Origin of the sequence: Polynucleobacter sp. MWH-Creno-3A4, from assembly GCF_018881885.1 — a bacterium.
In the GTDB taxonomy this organism is placed as follows: domain Bacteria; phylum Pseudomonadota; class Gammaproteobacteria; order Burkholderiales; family Burkholderiaceae; genus Polynucleobacter.
In genome coordinates, this window is sequence record NZ_JACXSA010000001.1 from 1,089,175 (window position 1) to 1,105,151 (window position 15,977).

Genomic DNA, 15,977 nt, shown 5'->3' on the forward strand with positions numbered 1-15,977 from the left:
TTTAGATGCGGCACCATCGCCATTGTTGGGCGTCCCAATATGGGTAAATCCACCTTGCTCAATGCTTTGGTTGGTCAAAAGATCAGCATTACTTCTCGTAAGGCCCAAACCACACGCCATCGAATTTTGGGCATTCAGAATCGTGAGGAAGCTCAATTTATCTTCATTGATACCCCAGGTTTTCAAACGCGCCTGATGAATACCCTCAACAAGGCGTTGAACCGAACGGTGACTACCGCTTTGCAAGATGTCAATGTGGCTTGCTTCGTAGTTGAAGCAGGATATTTTGGTGAGGATGACAAGAAGGTATTGAAACTTTTGCCAGATGATTTGCCAGTTGTTCTGGTTCTGAATAAGCTTGATCTGTTTAATAGCCGTTTTCAGACGCCATCCGAGCGTGATCAAGCGCTGCTGAACTTTATGAAAGAAATGTCTAAACCTTGGTGTGAGTTGGGTGGGCATGAAGATCAGAAGTGTGAGTTCGCAGAAATCGTACCGATGAGCGCCAAGAGTCCTGGTGATATCGAAAGACTCCTGGATGTATTGGAAGGCTATTTACCTGAGGCACCTGCGGTCTATGATGGCGATACGATTACTGATCGCAGTGAACGTTTCTTAGCCGCTGAAATCTTGCGCGAGAAAGTATTTCGTTTTACTGGTGAAGAGCTTCCCTATACCAGCACAGTCGTGATTGATCAATTTAAGATGGATGGCAAGATGCGCCGCATTGCGGCAACCATTTTGGTAGATCGTGATAGCCATAAGGCTATGATTATTGGCGCAAAGGGCGAGCGTTTGAAGAAGATCTCCACCGATGCCCGCATCGATATGGAAAAGCTCTTTGATGGCAAAGTCTTTTTAGAGACCTGGGTCAAGGTGAAGCGTGGCTGGGCTGATGATCGCGCTGAATTACGGGCGCAGGGTCTGGAATAAATTCTGATGGCCTCAATTCGTGTTGCTGACGAACCTGCTTTTGTATTGCATAGCATCCCTTATAAAGAGACCAGCTTAATCCTGGATGTTTTTACGCGGTCTCATGGCCGGATGGCCCTCATTGCTAAAGGCGCCAAGCGCCCACATTCAGTTCTTCGCCCGGTATTGCAGCGCTTTCAACCGCTACTCGTTTCTTGGAGTGGTAAATCAGAACTGCGTACTCTAACCAAATCCGAGTGGGTAGGAGGTATGCCTGCTTTAGTTGGTGATGCATTGTTGTGTGGCTTCTATCTCAATGAACTGCTCGTGAAGTTTTTAGCGCGGGAGGATGATTATGAAAAACTCTATGACCGGTATGCGGAAACTATTAATGCATTGTCAAATCTTGAATTTGAATCCAAGGGCTTAGAAGAAATTTTGCGCCCATTCGAGCTCTCGCTGTTACAAGAGACTGGATATGCCGCCGCTTTGGACCGCTGTGTAGAAACCAATGCTGCACCTGAGGCTGATACCCATTATGTGTATCAGCCAGAGCGTGGAGTACGACCAATGCAGGGCGATGATCCAGGGCACTGGCCGGTGTTGGTGGGCAAATCTCTTTTAGATATTGCAGTGGGGAACTTTTCAGATTCACAGACGCTTTCCGAGAGCAAGCAACTCATGCGCTTTCTACTGAGTTTGCATCTACAAGATCAAGTATTAACTACCCGCCAAATTTTGATTGATTTGAAGAAAATCTAGTAATCTACAGTCATGACAGCCCAGCACGCTCTAGAACTTGGTATCAATATTGACCATGTCGCCACTCTGCGAAATGCACGGGGTACGGTCTATCCCGACCCCATCAAAGCCGCCCAATTAGCAGAAAAGGCCGGAGCTGATTTAATTACTCTGCACTTACGCGAAGATCGTCGCCATATTCAAGATGCGGATTTATTCGCAATACGTCCTCTAATCAAAACACGTATGAACCTGGAGTGCGCTGTTACTCCTGAAATGATTAACATTGCTTGCAAGGTCAAGCCACACGATGTATGTTTGGTGCCTGAGAAGCGCGAAGAGGTGACTACTGAGGGTGGCCTCGATGTTTTGGCTTACTTCGAGGCAGTGAAGGCCGCCACAAAGCAATTGCAAGATGCGGGTATTCGAGTGTCTTTATTTATCGACCCTGATGAAAAACAAATTCAGGCGGCTAAAGATGTCGGTGCTACTGTAGTGGAATTACATACTGGCCGCTACGCAGATTTATCAGGCCAGGAACAAACGAACGAGTTAGAGCGCATTCGTAAGGCGGCTCAGTTTGCTAAACACATCGGCTTGAGGGTTAATGCAGGTCATGGCTTACATGAAGGCAATGTCATGCCAATTGCAGGGATCACTGAATTATCAGAGCTCAATATTGGTCATGCCATTGTGGCCGAGGCAGTATTCAAGGGTTGGCAAAAAGCCATCACTGATATGAAGGCTCTCATGGTTCAAGGTAGAAATCTTCAAAAATGATCATCGGCATTGGTACAGACATTCTGCAGATTGAGCGCTTACAAGCGGCTTATGATCGCACCAATGGTCGTCTAGCAGAAAGAGTTTTGGGTCCTGATGAGATGTTGGTATTTCAGCATCGCCTTGCCCGTAATCACAAGCGTGGCATTGCTTTTCTAGCGACACGTTTTGCAGCCAAGGAGGCGTTTTCTAAGGCGATTGGTTTAGGAATGCATATGCCAATGACTTGGCGGTCCCTGCAAACCTTAAATGAGCCTAGCGGTAAGCCGGTGACCTCTTATTCAGGGGCGCTAGCCAAATTTATGGAAGACAAAAACTGGGAAGCCCAAGTTACCGTAAGTGATGAACAAGACATGGCAATCGCGCATGTGATTGTGACGCAAAAGTAAATGCAGGAAATAAAAATATATAGAGGAAGAGATGAGTAAATCCACCATGAATCCAGGCCCAGTAACCTTAGATGTGGTCGGTCAGGTTTTAAACGCTGAAGATCGCCGTCGCATCTTGCATCCTTTGACTGGTGGTGTGATTTTATTTGGCAGAAACTTTGCCAATCGCAAACAGCTCACTAAACTTACTGCTGATATTAAAAAATTGCGTCCTGACGTTCTCATCTCTATTGATCACGAAGGTGGGCGAGTGCAGCGTGCTAAGACGGATGGCTTTACCCATCTGCCAGCCATGCGTAAGTTAGGCGAGTTATGGGGTAGAAAGACTAAATCGAGTCACGCTGCGGAATCGGCAGCGCTAGCAATGGCAGCGGCAACGGCCTGTGGCTATGTTTTAGCTACTGAGCTACGTGCTTGCGGTGTCGACTTTAGTTTTACTCCAGTACTCGATCTCGATTTTGGTCGTAGTGGGGTGATTGGCGATCGTTCATTTAGTCGTGATCCCCAAATTGTCTTTGCCCTTGCTAAGAGTTTGAATGAAGGTTTGCGCTTGGGTGGTATGGCGAACTGCGGCAAGCACTTTCCAGGGCATGGTTGGGCAGAGGCAGATTCTCACGTGGCCATTCCAGTCGATGAGCGTCCCTTAAATGAAATTCTGAATGATGATGCCAAGCCTTATGAATGGTTGGATTTAAGTTTGGCGGCTGTCATGCCTGCGCATGTGATTTACCCCATGGTCGATCAAAATCCCGCAGGCTTCTCAAAGATTTGGCTGCATTCCATCTTGCGACAAGAGCTGGGCTTTGAAGGTGTGATCTTTAGTGATGATCTTTCAATGGAAGGGGCGAGTGTTGCGGGCTCTGTAGTGAAGGGTGCTGAAATGGCCTTAGATGCAGGTTGTGATGCAGTGCTGATTTGCAATCGTCCGGATTTAGCCGATCAGTTACTGAATGGCCTTAAAGTCTCCAAAACTAAGCTTGAAGAGTCTAAAAAGCGCTTAAATCGACTCATGCCAACAGTCATTGAAATGTCATGGGATACACTTCATAATGAACCTGAGTATCAACATGCCAAAGGTTTACTCAAGCAATTTCATCTAATCTAACAGTGCTTGTATTTATGGAGACAGCAATATGAAAAAACGTTTTATTGCCTTAGCCTTATTTGCATCATCAACAGTAGTTTTTGCTGCCGGTGGAACATCATGGGGTTACGAAGGAAAAGTAGGTCCCGATAATTGGGGCAATCTTAGTCAAGAATTTGCTACTTGTAAGCTTGGTCAACAGCAAGCACCGATTGATATCCCAACGATGTCTGCTACTAAAGCAACGGCACCAATCAAAACAAATTACAAAGCTTCCGCTGGTGAGATCATTAATAATGGTCACACTATTCAAGTGGCATTATCTGATGCAGGTGGCGCAAATCTTTCCGGTGTGGATTACAAGTTTTTGCAAACCCATTTTCATGCACCAGGCGAAGAAAAGGTCGATGGAAAATCTTATCCATTTAATGCTCACTTAGTTCATCAGAGTGCTGATGGTAAGCTGGCAGTGATTGGTGTTTTCTTTAAAGAGGGTGCTGAAAATCCTGTATTCAAGGAGGTGTTTGCTCAAATGCCGGATAAAGAGGGTAAGGTGACCCTTAAAGGCAAAATTGATCCCGCAGGCCTCTTACCAAAGTCACTTGCTTATTACAGCTACGCCGGTTCTTTGACCACTCCTCCATGCAGTGAAGGCGTGACGTTTTATATTTTAAAGACGCCGATGGAATTGTCTAAGGCACAGTTGGAGCAATTTAAGAAGCTCTATCCAATGAATGCCCGTCCAACATTTCCATTGAATGGTCGTAAGATTACTGAAACTAACTAATTAGTTGAGGTGCTTAATTCAGTAATAAAAAAGCCCGGCATGCCGGGCTTTTGAACATCTGTAGTTTGCTAATTAGTTAGCGCGACTACGATATTCACCTGTACGAGTATCGATCTCAATCTTGTCACCAGTGTTGCAGAACAATGGTACTTGCAATTCATAGCCAGTAGCCAATTTTGCGTTCTTCAATACCTTTCCTGAGCTGGTATCGCCTTTAACTGCTGGCTCGGTATAGATGATTTCGCGAACAAGTGAGTTAGGCATCGCAACAGAAAGTGCCTTACCTTCGTAGAACACCACTTCGCAAGGCATGCTTTCTTCGAGGTAGTTCAATGCATCACCCATGAACTCTGCTTCAACTTCGTACTGGTTGTATTCCGTATCCATAAATACATACATTGGGTCAGCGAAGTAAGAGTAGGTGCACTCTTTCTTATCGAGGATCACTACATCAAATTTGTCATCGGCTTTGTAAACACCTTCGTTTGGTGCGCCAGTTAACAAATTCTTAAATTTCATTTTCACAACTGAGGAGTTGCGGCCTGAGCGGCTATATTCGGCTTTCAATACGACCATGGCATCAGTGCCGATCATGACTACGTTACCAACGCGGAGTTCTTGTGCTGTTTTCATCTTGCTATTCCTGGGTGCAGAGTGATTTTTCTGCGGTTTTTATCAAAAACAAGATTGTAACCGCCCGCACGCCTTTATTGTAGGGCTTAGGCTATAAAGCGCAGTAGGCGTGCAGGCAAGCCGCCATCCCCCTGTTTTGTCAGTAGATGGGTGCGCCAAGCTTTGGCGTGGCCATTCCAGTCATTGAGAGACTTAAACCATTCGCTAGGCATTGCCCAGGTCATTGCAGTAATGGTGGCCAATCTCATTTCTTGGCTAGCGTTTTCTAGGTATAGGTCTAAAAAGGCCGCTAATTTCACTTCATGTGCACGATCTTCTTGGGGGTAGATATGCCAAATGAATGGTTTACCAGCAAGCTGAGCGCGGATGAATGAATCTTCGCCTCTGACGATATTGAAGTCACACTGCGATAACACCCAGTCATATTCATCTTGAGACACAAAGGGCATGGATAAGAGTTGTATGTTTGAAGGTAAATCAATAGCTTTCTCGCCATAGAGATTTAAGAGTTCAGCATGGCCATGGGTCAGTAAGACATCGATGTTTTCCCCAAGGCTAGCTAGGTCCTCAAGCCATTTGCGCAAGGGTGCGCCTGGATAGCAAAAAATACTGATGCGTTTTGCTTTGGGGCGCAGTTTGAGCCAGATCTCTTTTAGGCTCTTGGGGATTTGGTGAGCAACGACTGCGCCTTGACTTGGAATCGGGTCTAGCAGTAGGCCACCAACTTCATCTTGAAATCCTGGAAAGAAAAAATACTTTGGAATGCCGTGCGATTGTGGGGATGCCTTGCCATGAAATTCAGCGACCCAAGGCTCTGCACTCAAATACTCAAGATTGATGATGATGGGTTTGACGGAGGCAATAAAGAGCCCTGCAAGATAGCGTTCTGGTAAATCACAGCCAAATGCTTCAATAACCACATCTGGAGTTTGAACTGGGTGGCGTGCGTTGCTATAGCTTGCCTCCCATGGCTGAATATCGATTTTGTGCCCCAGAGCTTCATCGCTGCCAGAAGCGAGTAAATTAAGGGTTGGCAAGTCATCGCAGAAAATACGGACTTCTTGGCCATGAATGCTGGATAAGCTTCGGGCCAGACGCCAACAAATACCAGCATCACCATAGTTGTCTACGATTTGGCAGAAAATATCCCAACGCATGAGCAATTCTTCTTTTGAAAACCTTCAGCAGGACGTTAAACGGCTACCCGGATTGCCGGGGGTATATCGCTTCTTTGATGAAGCAGGGCAGATTCTGTATGTTGGCAAAGCACGTCATCTCAAAAAACGGGTCTCCAGTTATTTTCAAAGCAAACAGCTTTCACCACGAATAGCGCTCATGGTGGGCAAAATCGCCCGTTATGAAACCACAGTAACACGGACTGAAACCGAAGCCCTCATTCTAGAGAACAATCTCATTAAAGAGTTGGCTCCGCCATTCAACATTCTCTTTAGGGATGATAAGTCCTATCCCTATGTGATGTTGACTGGTCATTCATTTCCAAGGCTAGCGTCATATCGTGGCAAAGTCGATAAGCGTAATCATTACTTTGGCCCCTTTCCGAATTCTTGGGCAGTACGCAATAGTGTGCAAATTCTGCAAAAAGTATTTCGTTTGCGAACTTGCGAGGACTCTGTCTTTAAGAATCGTAGCCGCCCTTGTCTATTGCATCAAATTCATCGCTGTAGCGCCCCGTGTGTTGGGCGTCTTAGTGCCCAGCAGTATGGTCAGGATGTAGCCCAAGCGACCCGTTTTCTGGAGGGTGACCATAGTCGGGTTTTATCTGAGCTTGAAAAAGAAATGCACATTCACAGTGAAGCGATGGAATTTGAAATGGCTGCAGTGCTCCGTGATCGCATTGCAGACCTTTCGAGTGTGTTGCAGCAGCAGTCTATGGATACGGTTGCTGAAGGTGAGGGCGATGTTGATGTGATTGCGGTTGCACAAATGGAAGGTATGGTTTGTGTCAATCTCGCCATGATTCGTGGCGGTCGTCACTTAGGGGATCGGGCTTATTTCCCAAAGGGGCTCCGAACCACCTCTGGTGAATTACCATCTCCGCCAGAAATTTTAGAAGCCTTTATTGCGCAACATTATTTAGAGGAGACTGCAGAAGAAATTGCCACCGATGCCTCATCTCGCGCAACAACGAATTTAATTCCGCCAGTATTGGTGTTAAATCATCCACTACAGTCTATTAGTGATGATGTCTCAAAGCTGAGCGATGCACCCCCTGAAGATCTGCATGAGTTGCTCAACGCGCAGGCTGGCAGAAAAATTACCTTCCTACATCAGCCTCAAGGGCAAAGGCGCCATTGGCTGGCAATGGCTGAAGGCAATGCCAAACTTGCATTAACCAAGCGCTTAGTAGAGACAGGCGGCCAATTAGCAAGAGCACGCGCTTTGGCAGACATTCTGGCGCTTGATTTAGAAAGTCTCGAACACTTGCGTATTGAATGTTTCGACATTAGTCATACCTCTGGTGAAGCAACGCAAGCTTCTTGTGTAGTTTATGCAAAGAACGCTATGCAATCCAGTCAGTATCGTCGCTTTAATATTAACGACATTACACCTGGTGATGATTATGCGGCGATGCGCCAAGTCTTACAAAGGCGCTATGCAAACTTCCAAGAACTGCCACTTGATAAAATTCCACAAGTAATTTTGATTGATGGCGGCAAAGGTCAAGTCGAGATGGCCAGGCAAGTTCTTTCAGAATTTGGTATGGATGTCGGCCTGATTGTTGGTGTTGCTAAAGGCGAGGGTCGTAAAGTGGGCTTAGAAACTTTGATCTTTGCTGATGGGCGCCCCGCATTAGAGTTGGGCATTGATAGCGCTGCATTGTTGTTAGTGGCACAAATTCGGGATGAGGCTCACAGATTTGCCATTACTGGTATGCGTGCTAAGCGTGCCAAAGCTAGAACAGTCTCTCGTTTAGAGGAGATTGAAGGAATTGGTGCCAAACGACGTCAAAAACTTCTAGCCCGTTTTGGAGGCCTAAAAGGGGTTGCCAATGCCAGTATTGAGGAGATTGCCAGTGTTGAGGGGGTCTCACTGACTTTGGCTGAACAAATTTATCGTCAACTCCACTAAATTATTCACCTCCACTTGGTTTATGCTTATTCCATGCCATTCAATATCCCCATTGCCTTAACTTGGTTGCGTGTTGCAGCAATACCCTTGCTGGTCGCCGTTTTCTACTTTCCCAATACTTGGTTCACTCCTTTTGAGAAAAATCTTTTAGCAACGATTATTTTTATTTTTGCCGCAGTGACAGATTGGTTAGATGGATTTCTGGCGCGCCGCATGCAGCAGGAATCAGCGTTTGGTCAGTTCTTGGATCCTGTTGCAGACAAATTGATTGTGGCGGCAGCGCTCTTGGTGCTACTCAATATGGACCGTGTACAAGTTTGGGTGGCGCTGATTATTATTGGCCGCGAAATTACGATTTCGGCATTACGAGAGTGGATGGCTTTATTGGGTGCAGGTAAAAGCGTAGCGGTACATATGGTGGGTAAATTGAAAACCACTGCTCAACTCATTGCGATTCCATTTCTGCTGCTGAACGATACTTTGTTCGGATGGTTGGATTGCGCCAGAATTGGTACATGGTTGATTTGGGTGGCTTGCTTTTTAACGCTTTGGTCGATGTTCTATTACATGAAAAAAGCCTTGCCTCAGTTGGCTGGCAAAATCGACTAATACTTCTAAACCCCTGCAGGATGGGGATGAGCGGTAGATTTCAATGGGCGGATTTTTGGCTTCCAGCGGGAATAATGCTTTCTTCGCGATTGTTTGCTAAACTACTGCCCTGTTATGCGGGAATAGCTCAGCTGGTAGAGCGATACCTTGCCAAGGTATAGGTCGGGAGTTCGAACCTCCTTTCCCGCTCCAAGTTCGATGGGAAGCCCTCAAAAGCTTCCCATTTTTGATTCGGATACTGGCGCGTTGGCCGAGTGGTTAGGCAGGAGCCTGCAAAGCTTCGTACGGGGGTTCGATTCCCTCACGCGCCTCCAGTAATTTCGCTTGACGAAATGGGGGCATCCCCTAAAATACTTTTAGTCATCTCAGTTAGTGGCGTTCACTATTTAAAGCGAAATATGATCAATACCCATACATTAAAAGTCAGCGCATTAGCACTCTTCTTATCTGCTTTATTGGGGGCTTGCGCAAGCTCGGGCGACTCTGCTACCGGAACCCCTGCCGAAGTTCAAGAAACGCAAGCTCAGTTGTTGGGCGACATGCCTTTGCCAGCCGCCTCAAAAATTATGGGCTCAGATTCTTTAATTATTGGTCGTGGCGATAACTGGGTGGGTCGCGTAGTGTTGTCGGGCGTACAAACACCAACCGATATTTATGCATTCTTCCAATCAGAATATCCAAGAGCTGGTTGGACTACTGTGAGTGCCGTGAAATCGAAAACAAGTATTTTAGTTTTCACAAAAGGTGATCGCACGGCGACCGTCGAGCTCAATGAAGGACCATTCACTGGACCTAAAACGATCATCACTATTACTTCGTCACCTAAGAATGCCAATGTGGTGGCACCTACCCGGAAGTAATGTAGTGGCGCACTAATGAAAAAGGCCTCCAGTGGAGACCTTTTGCTTTAAGCGGTATTGCTTATAAGCCTTCAGCCCTTATGAGGCCTACTGCTTGACCTTCAATCGCAAAGTTGGGCTGACTGGAATCAACCAAAATGTTTTTGAAGTCGGGATTTTCTGCTTGCAGTTCAATCACCATGCCATTGGCAGTTTTCTTTTGCTGCCAACGCTTCACAGTGACTTCATCATCTAAACGTGCAACCACGATATCACCATTGCGCACTTCAGTCGTTTTTCTAACGGCTAAATAATCACCATCCAAAATACCGGCATCGCGCATGCTCATGCCTTTTACTTTTAATAAGTAATCAGCACCTTTACTAAATAAACTTGGATCAATTGGTACATGTTTTTCAACATGCTCAACTGCCATGATGGGTGAGCCAGCTGCAACTCGACCAATTAATGGCAGCGTAAGTTGTTGTAGGGCGCCAGATGGCAATGACATCTGGCGATATTGATTGGTGTGGTGTGTTTGGTTGAAACGTTGTGGAATGCGAATGCCACGAGAAGTGCCAGGCGTTAATTCGATATAACCTTTTTTCGCTAAGGCGCGGAGGTGCTCTTCAGCAGCGTTAGCAGATGCAAATCCCAGTTGGGCAGCAATTTCTGCGCGCGTGGGTGGAGAGCCGCTCTCATCGATGGCCTTCGTAATTAATTCCAAAATCTCACTTTGACGGGAAGTGAGTTTGGGGAGGGCAGTCAGCTCCTCTGGAAAATCGACTGTATTTATGTCCATACTGGGATTGTATACAGCACTATTTGATATTTCAAGCACTTTTGCTGGGGGGGATAATGGAAGGATGAATCCAAGCTCAGCTCCAGTCGAAAAATCTCCGCACATTTTGGTCTTGGGGATGGGTGGCACGATTGCAGGTTTGGCGCTAAACCCGGAGTTGAATCCAAGTATTTACCAGGCGGGAGAGTTGGGGGTGGAGGCCCTCTTAGAAAAGGTTAAACAGGCTATTCCAGAGAGGGTGAAACTGGTTTCTCGCCAGATAGCGAATATCGATAGCCGCGACTTAAGTGAAGAGCTGCTAACCCTATTGGGCCTAACTGTTAGGGAGGCACTGAGGGATCCAGCAGTGCAGGGCATTGTGATCACCCATGGAAGCGATACCGTTGAGGAAGCAGGTTTTTTCTTATCAGCAACTTGCGGCAAACTTGCTGAAAAATTTGGCAAAAGAGTGGTTTTTACGGGCGCCATGCTCCCGGCAAATGCACCCCAGGCTGACGGACCCATAAACCTATTGGATGCCTTGAAATGGGCCTCAACTGCTCCAGAAAATTGTCCTGGCGGGATATTTGCGGTCTTTGCCGGTAAGGTTTGTCTGGCTCGAGATTTGGCAAAACGCCACACTTCGGCACTCAACGCCCCTTTAATGGATTCCCCATCAAGCCCTATTAGCCTGATCAACCCTTCTTGGTTATCCAGGCTAAAGGCTGTTGAGGCTGCCTGCAGCGAGGATTTACCAATTCCACAACAGTGGCCTTGGGTGGAAATTTTGACCAGTCATGCAGGCGCTAAACCTGAAATGATGGAATTTTTAATCCATTCTGAGGTTCAGGGTCTAGTGTTGGCAGGGACAGGGCTTGGCGGCCTGCATCAGGCCTGGAGCGAACCCTTAAAGCGAGCCGCAGCCAAAGGTTTGGCTTTAGTGAGAACTTCACGCACAGGCGCGGGTATGGTCATGGGTGATGCTGAGTTTGGTTTGGCAGCAGACAGCCTTTCTGCCCCTCGGGCGCGTATTGCGCTTCAACTCGCATTAAATGCTGCAAATGTCGATAAATCCCTGACTTGGCAGGATTTTTTTGCTAGAATGGCTGTCTTGCCTGATTTTAGGTAAGTGCTGAAAAGCAGTTTTTAAAGTGTTGTACGTAATACCTACAATTTGTTACTACCTTGTCACACTGGCGCTAACTTTAAAACCATCGGAAGTTAGCAAGACGCCCAGGTGACTTTATCCTTAAGGAGTGTTAGATGCGTCATTATGAAATCGTCTTTATCGTCCATCCGGACCAAAGCGAGCAAGTGCCTGCGATGATCGATCGCTACAAAGCTACATTAGCAGCTGCGGGCGGCAAAATCCATCGTATGGAAGACTGGGGTCGTCGTCAGATGGCTTACATGATCGATAAGCTTGCTAAAGCCCACTACGTTTGCATGAACATTGAGTGCGACCAGAAAACTCTGGAAGAGCTCGAGCATGCGTTCAAATTTAACGATGCTGTTTTGCGTCACCTCATCATCAAGACTAAGAAAGCTGAAGTAGAGCCTTCCATCATGATGAAAGAAGTGCAACGTGAAGAAGCGCGCAAATCAGCTCAATCCGATGCTCCTGTAGCAGCGGAATAAGTTAGAAATTTGAAGAGGAATACACGGACTAGAAAACGTATCAGAGAAGCGGAGCGGCGTTGAATCATTTCACCCTCACTGCAATCTTGGTATCTAAAGACGCGATTCGATTTACACCAGCAGGAATACCGGTGATGCATTGCCAGCTAGAACATAGCGGTCAAGCAAACGAGGTAGGAGTGGCAAGGAAAATCTTGATGAGCGTTGAAGCCATTGCAATCGGTCCCATACAAAAGGATCTAGAGCAAATGGATTTAGGAACTGAGGCAGTGTTTGAAGGATTCTTAGCCCCGAAGACTCTACGTAATCAAAGACTCGTATTCCATATTAACCACATTCAATTGAAAAATTAAAGAGGAAATCATCATGGCGTTTGGAAAGAAACCCGATTTCAAAAAGAAACCAGCTCAGAACCCATTGTTCAAGCGTAAACGTTATTGCCGTTTCACAGTTGGTGGCGTTGAGCAAATCGATTACAAGGATGTAGACACATTGAAGGACTTCATTGGCGAGAACGCCAAGATCACTCCTGCGCGCTTAACAGGCACAAAAGCAAAATATCAGCGTCAGTTAGACACTGCTATTAAGCGTGCTCGTTTCTTGGCTTTATTGCCATTCTCCGATCAACACAAGAAATAATTGGGAGCCCTCAATGCAAATCATTCTTCTAGAAAAAGTAACAAACTTGGGCAACCTCGGCGACGTTGTACGCGTTAAAGACGGTTTCGCTCGTAATTTCTTAATCCCACAACGTAAAGCCCGTCGTGCGACTGAAGCAGCAATTGCTGACTTTGCTCTGCGTCGTGCTGAGTTGGAAAAATTGGCTGCTGAGAAATTGGCTGCAGCTGAAGCGGTTGGCACAAAGTTGAAAGACTTGGTTCTTGAAATCGGTCAAAAAGCAGGTGTTGACGGTCGTTTATTTGGTTCTGTAACCAACCATGACATCGCTGATGCGTTGAAAGCTAAAGGCTTCACGATTGAGAAGGCTTCCATTCGCATGCCTACTGGCCCATTGAAAATGGTTGGTGATCATCCTGTAGCGGTTGCTGTTCATACCGATGTAGTGACAGATATCACCATTCGTGTAGTTGGCGAGCAAGCGTAAGTTTTAGGTCTGTAAATTAGCCTCATGGCTGAATCCCGTTCACGTTCCCTTACGCCAAATCCTGGCATGATGGGGCCTGGTGATGCAGTCGTGCAGGCTTTAAAAGTCCCACCACACTCTGTAGAAGCCGAGCAATCACTGCTCGGCGGTCTACTGATCGATAACACCGCCTGGGATCGTCTCGGTGGCGTGTTAACGGATAAAGATTTCTATCGTCCTGAGCATGCTTTGATCTATAAGGTCATTGCCCGTTTGGTTGGTGACAATCATCCCGCTGACGTCATTACGGTTCATGATGCAATTAAATCTGAACAGGGTGGCGACTTAGTCAGTGTTGACTACCTTAATTCTCTGGCGCAAAACACACCTAGCGCTGCAAATATCAAAGGCTACGGCGACATCGTTCGTGACCGCAGTATTCTGCGTCGTTTAATTGAAGTTTCAGACAACATTGTTAATTCTGCTTTTGTACCAGAGGGTCGTTCAGTAAGAACGCTGTTGGATGAGGCTGAATCTCGTATTTTGCAAATCGGTGAAGAGGGTAGTCGCAAAGCGGATTACCTTGAAATCGAACCACTTCTAAGAACAGTAGTTGCTCGTATCGATGAGTTGTATAACCGCCAAGGTGGTAGCGACATTACGGGTATAGCTACTGGCTTTATTGATTTAGATAAGCAAACTAGCGGCCTGCAAAAAGGCGACCTCGTAATTGTTGCTGGAAGACCCTCGATGGGTAAGGCGCAGCCACTAGATGCAAAAGTAAAGACGATTGATGGTTGGAAGTTGATGGGAGATCTAAAGTTTGGTGATCGCCTCGCTTCGGTGGATGGCCAGCACTCGATGGTGACTGGTATTTATCCACAAGGTCTGAAGCAGATATACAAAGTCACCTTCTCCGATGGTCGTGAAGCAGAATGTTGTGATGAACATCTGTGGAGGGTGATGTATCGCGATTGGTCTGAGCCACGCGTCATCAACACAGCACGGTTAATGGAAATGCTGCAATGTGTTCGATATAAAAATAGATTATGGGTTGATCCGGTCTCAGGCGATTTTGGCCATTCGAATGCATTGCCAATTCATCCGTGGGTTTTAGGTGCATTGCTAGGTGATGGCACTCTAGCCCTATCTCATGGATCAGTGATGTTTTCAACCAAGTCACCAGAGCTTGTAGAGCGCATGAATTTGCTTGCGAATTATGAGATGGAGTTAGTGCATGCTAATGCATACGACTGGAGATTGGTTTCGAAAGAAAGAATTGCCGCTAATGGTCAAAGAGCAGCTGTAAAGACAAATTATTTTAGAGCTGCTTTAGGTGAATTAGGTGTGCTCGGTTGCAGAAGTTTTGATAAATATATTCCCGCTACTTATCTAGAGGCAAATAAGAATTCTCGGCTTGCATTGTTCCAGGGCTTGATGGATACCGATGGATGGATTGAGAAGTGGGGCTCTATTCGCTTCTGTACAGCAAGCAAGCAATTATCTGAAGATGTTGCAACTTTAGCCAGATCTCTGGGGGGCTTTTGCTCAATAGCGCATAAGCAAACTAGTTATACCTACAGGGGTGAAAAGAAGCTAGGTCGTCCAAGTTATGTTTTAAATATGAGCTTTGGCCCTGGTTTTGAGGCTTTCACTTTACCTGAAAAGAAGGAAAGATTAAGAGCAAGCTGGGATCGTCAGCGCAGACTTTCATTTACAAGTATTGTTCCCTCGAGAATGTCTGAGGCGCAATGCATTTCAGTGAGTCACCCTCAAAGAACTTATGTAACGAATGATTATGTCGTTACTCACAACACTGCGTTTGCCTTGAATATTGCAGAGAATGTTGCACTTGCTGAAGGATTGCCAGTTGTCGTCTTCTCGATGGAGATGTCAGGCGAGCAATTGGCTTCCCGTTTATTGGGATCAGTAGGGCGCGTTGATCAAAGTCGTATGCGTACTGGTAAGTTGCAAGATGATGAGTGGCCACGTGTTACTGATGCAATTGCCCGTTTAAGTAATACCCAAATATTGATTGATGAGACGGGCTCTTTATCCAGTTTAGAGTTACGTGCCCGTGCCCGTAGAATTGCCAGAAACTTTGGCGGCACACTTGGTCTAGTAGTGATTGATTACTTGCAACTCATGAGTGGCTCTGGTTCTGAAAATCGTGCCACCGAGATTTCTGAAATCTCCCGCTCACTCAAATCCCTCGCAAAAGAATTGCAATGCCCAGTAGTGGCACTCTCACAGTTAAATCGTGGCCTTGAGCAGCGCCCCAATAAACGCCCCATCATGTCTGACTTACGTGAGTCGGGCGCGATCGAACAAGACGCAGACTTGATTATGTTCATCTATCGTGATGAGGTGTATCACCCAGACACGACTACCGATAAAGGGATGGCAGAGATCATCATCGGTAAGCAACGTAACGGCCCAATCGGTACAGTACGTCTTAGCTGGCAAGGCCCATATACCAAGTTTGATAACCTGGCGATGGGGTCTATTGGCTATTCTTCAGGTAGTTACGAGCCGTTTTAAATAGCAGCGACTAAATAAAACTACAGTAAGAAATAAAAAGCCTCGCAATGCGAGGCTTTTTTCATCGAA

At 46.3% G+C, this 15,977-nt stretch carries 18 protein-coding genes and 2 tRNA genes; 17 read left to right on the top strand and 3 right to left on the bottom strand.

Annotation, left to right across the window (positions count from 1 at the left end; translation table 11 throughout):
* Positions 1-39: 39 nt before the first annotated feature.
* The 6 genes from era to IEN92_RS05630 are packed head-to-tail and all read left to right on the top strand — an operon-like array spanning position 40 to position 4,693.
* Complete coding sequence (gene era / locus IEN92_RS05605) at positions 40-933, top strand: GTPase Era (protein WP_216863945.1); 894 nt, start codon at positions 40-42, stop codon at positions 931-933.
* 6 nt (positions 934-939) lie between these two features.
* Positions 940-1,674, top strand: coding sequence for a DNA repair protein RecO (recO, locus tag IEN92_RS05610; protein WP_216161436.1), 735 nt, complete (start codon positions 940-942; stop codon positions 1,672-1,674).
* 12 nt (positions 1,675-1,686) lie between these two features.
* Complete coding sequence (locus tag IEN92_RS05615; protein ID WP_216161439.1) at positions 1,687-2,433, top strand: pyridoxine 5'-phosphate synthase; 747 nt, start codon at positions 1,687-1,689, stop codon at positions 2,431-2,433.
* Positions 2,430-2,822, top strand: a complete 393-nt coding sequence (gene acpS, locus IEN92_RS05620) for a holo-ACP synthase (RefSeq protein ID WP_215375572.1) — start codon at positions 2,430-2,432, stop codon at positions 2,820-2,822. The genes IEN92_RS05615 and acpS overlap by 4 nt, the downstream gene beginning before the upstream one ends.
* 31 nt (positions 2,823-2,853) lie before the next feature.
* Complete coding sequence (gene nagZ / locus IEN92_RS05625) at positions 2,854-3,927, top strand: beta-N-acetylhexosaminidase (RefSeq protein ID WP_216161442.1); 1,074 nt, start codon at positions 2,854-2,856, stop codon at positions 3,925-3,927.
* 28 nt (positions 3,928-3,955) lie between these two features.
* Positions 3,956-4,693: a carbonic anhydrase gene (locus IEN92_RS05630; protein ID WP_216161445.1), complete on the top strand. Its 738-nt coding sequence runs from the start codon at positions 3,956-3,958 to the stop codon at positions 4,691-4,693.
* A gap of 72 nt (positions 4,694-4,765) precedes the next feature.
* Here the strand turns inward: IEN92_RS05630 and efp are convergent, their stop codons facing one another.
* Together efp and earP are read right to left on the bottom strand one after the other, a co-directional pair.
* Complete coding sequence (gene efp, locus IEN92_RS05635) at positions 4,766-5,326, bottom strand: elongation factor P (protein ID WP_114637212.1); 561 nt, start codon at positions 5,324-5,326, stop codon at positions 4,766-4,768.
* An 86-nt stretch (positions 5,327-5,412) separates the two neighbouring features.
* Positions 5,413-6,483 carry an elongation factor P maturation arginine rhamnosyltransferase EarP gene (earP, locus tag IEN92_RS05640; protein WP_216161448.1) on the bottom strand — a complete coding sequence of 357 codons (1,071 nt, stop codon included), beginning with the start codon at positions 6,481-6,483 and terminating at the stop codon, positions 5,413-5,415.
* On the opposite strand from earP, the gene uvrC reads away from it, so the two are divergent.
* The 5 genes from uvrC to IEN92_RS05665 all read left to right on the top strand — a co-directional run bounded on the left by uvrC (position 6,482) and on the right by IEN92_RS05665 (position 9,885).
* Entirely contained in the window at positions 6,482-8,416 is a 1,935-nt protein-coding gene (gene uvrC, locus IEN92_RS05645) for an excinuclease ABC subunit UvrC (RefSeq protein ID WP_216161451.1), read from the top strand. The two genes, earP and uvrC, sit on opposite strands and share 2 nt — an antisense overlap.
* 33 nt (positions 8,417-8,449) lie before the next feature.
* Entirely contained in the window at positions 8,450-9,025 is a 576-nt protein-coding gene (gene pgsA / locus IEN92_RS05650; RefSeq protein ID WP_215375587.1) for a CDP-diacylglycerol--glycerol-3-phosphate 3-phosphatidyltransferase, read from the top strand.
* Between the two features lie 116 nt (positions 9,026-9,141).
* Positions 9,142-9,217, top strand: a tRNA-Gly gene (locus IEN92_RS05655).
* Between the two features lie 48 nt (positions 9,218-9,265).
* A tRNA-Cys gene (locus IEN92_RS05660) sits at positions 9,266-9,339 on the top strand.
* An 84-nt stretch (positions 9,340-9,423) separates the two neighbouring features.
* Positions 9,424-9,885 (top strand): hypothetical protein, encoded by a 462-nt coding sequence (locus IEN92_RS05665; protein WP_216161454.1) that lies wholly within the window; start codon positions 9,424-9,426, stop codon positions 9,883-9,885.
* Between the two features lie 61 nt (positions 9,886-9,946).
* Here the strand turns inward: IEN92_RS05665 and lexA are convergent, their stop codons facing one another.
* Positions 9,947-10,666, bottom strand: a complete 720-nt coding sequence (lexA, locus tag IEN92_RS05670; RefSeq protein WP_215375593.1) for a transcriptional repressor LexA — start codon at positions 10,664-10,666, stop codon at positions 9,947-9,949.
* Between the two features lie 64 nt (positions 10,667-10,730).
* On the opposite strand from lexA, the gene IEN92_RS05675 reads away from it, so the two are divergent.
* From IEN92_RS05675 to dnaB, 6 genes are all read left to right on the top strand, one after another.
* Positions 10,731-11,774, top strand: a complete 1,044-nt coding sequence (locus IEN92_RS05675) for an asparaginase (RefSeq protein WP_216161457.1) — start codon at positions 10,731-10,733, stop codon at positions 11,772-11,774.
* A 134-nt stretch (positions 11,775-11,908) separates the two neighbouring features.
* Positions 11,909-12,283 (top strand): 30S ribosomal protein S6, encoded by a 375-nt coding sequence (rpsF, locus tag IEN92_RS05680; protein ID WP_216161459.1) that lies wholly within the window; start codon positions 11,909-11,911, stop codon positions 12,281-12,283.
* 59 nt (positions 12,284-12,342) lie between these two features.
* Complete coding sequence (gene priB / locus IEN92_RS05685; RefSeq protein ID WP_215375601.1) at positions 12,343-12,636, top strand: primosomal replication protein N; 294 nt, start codon at positions 12,343-12,345, stop codon at positions 12,634-12,636.
* Between the two features lie 13 nt (positions 12,637-12,649).
* Complete coding sequence (gene rpsR, locus IEN92_RS05690; protein WP_028819198.1) at positions 12,650-12,922, top strand: 30S ribosomal protein S18; 273 nt, start codon at positions 12,650-12,652, stop codon at positions 12,920-12,922.
* A gap of 13 nt (positions 12,923-12,935) precedes the next feature.
* On the top strand, positions 12,936-13,388 hold the full coding sequence (rplI, locus tag IEN92_RS05695) for a 50S ribosomal protein L9 (RefSeq protein WP_216161462.1): 453 nt from the start codon (positions 12,936-12,938) through the stop codon (positions 13,386-13,388).
* A 69-nt stretch (positions 13,389-13,457) separates the two neighbouring features.
* Entirely contained in the window at positions 13,458-15,908 is a 2,451-nt protein-coding gene (gene dnaB, locus IEN92_RS05700) for a replicative DNA helicase (RefSeq protein ID WP_370623904.1), read from the top strand.
* The last annotated feature ends 69 nt before the right edge of the window (positions 15,909-15,977 follow it).

Excerpts from the sequence above, each read along its gene's own strand:
- era (WP_216863945.1), top strand. The coding sequence starts at position 40 with ATGGGTAAATCCACCTTGCTCAATGCTTTGGTTGGTCAAAAGATCAGC.
- recO (WP_216161436.1), top strand. The coding sequence starts at position 940 with ATGGCCTCAATTCGTGTTGCTGACGAACCTGCTTTTGTATTGCATAGC.
- IEN92_RS05615 (WP_216161439.1), top strand. The coding sequence starts at position 1,687 with ATGACAGCCCAGCACGCTCTAGAACTTGGTATCAATATTGACCATGTC.
- acpS (WP_215375572.1), top strand. The coding sequence starts at position 2,430 with ATGATCATCGGCATTGGTACAGACATTCTGCAGATTGAGCGCTTACAA.
- nagZ (WP_216161442.1), top strand. The coding sequence starts at position 2,854 with ATGAGTAAATCCACCATGAATCCAGGCCCAGTAACCTTAGATGTGGTC.
- IEN92_RS05630 (WP_216161445.1), top strand. The coding sequence starts at position 3,956 with ATGAAAAAACGTTTTATTGCCTTAGCCTTATTTGCATCATCAACAGTA.
- efp (WP_114637212.1), bottom strand. The coding sequence starts at position 5,326 with ATGAAAACAGCACAAGAACTCCGCGTTGGTAACGTAGTCATGATCGGC.
- uvrC (WP_216161451.1), top strand. The coding sequence starts at position 6,482 with ATGAGCAATTCTTCTTTTGAAAACCTTCAGCAGGACGTTAAACGGCTA.
- earP (WP_216161448.1), bottom strand. The coding sequence starts at position 6,483 with ATGCGTTGGGATATTTTCTGCCAAATCGTAGACAACTATGGTGATGCT.
- pgsA (WP_215375587.1), top strand. The coding sequence starts at position 8,450 with ATGCCATTCAATATCCCCATTGCCTTAACTTGGTTGCGTGTTGCAGCA.
- IEN92_RS05665 (WP_216161454.1), top strand. The coding sequence starts at position 9,424 with ATGATCAATACCCATACATTAAAAGTCAGCGCATTAGCACTCTTCTTA.
- lexA (WP_215375593.1), bottom strand. The coding sequence starts at position 10,666 with ATGGACATAAATACAGTCGATTTTCCAGAGGAGCTGACTGCCCTCCCC.
- IEN92_RS05675 (WP_216161457.1), top strand. The coding sequence starts at position 10,731 with ATGAATCCAAGCTCAGCTCCAGTCGAAAAATCTCCGCACATTTTGGTC.
- rpsF (WP_216161459.1), top strand. The coding sequence starts at position 11,909 with ATGCGTCATTATGAAATCGTCTTTATCGTCCATCCGGACCAAAGCGAG.
- rpsR (WP_028819198.1), top strand. The coding sequence starts at position 12,650 with ATGGCGTTTGGAAAGAAACCCGATTTCAAAAAGAAACCAGCTCAGAAC.
- rplI (WP_216161462.1), top strand. The coding sequence starts at position 12,936 with ATGCAAATCATTCTTCTAGAAAAAGTAACAAACTTGGGCAACCTCGGC.
- dnaB (WP_370623904.1), top strand. The coding sequence starts at position 13,458 with ATGGGGCCTGGTGATGCAGTCGTGCAGGCTTTAAAAGTCCCACCACAC.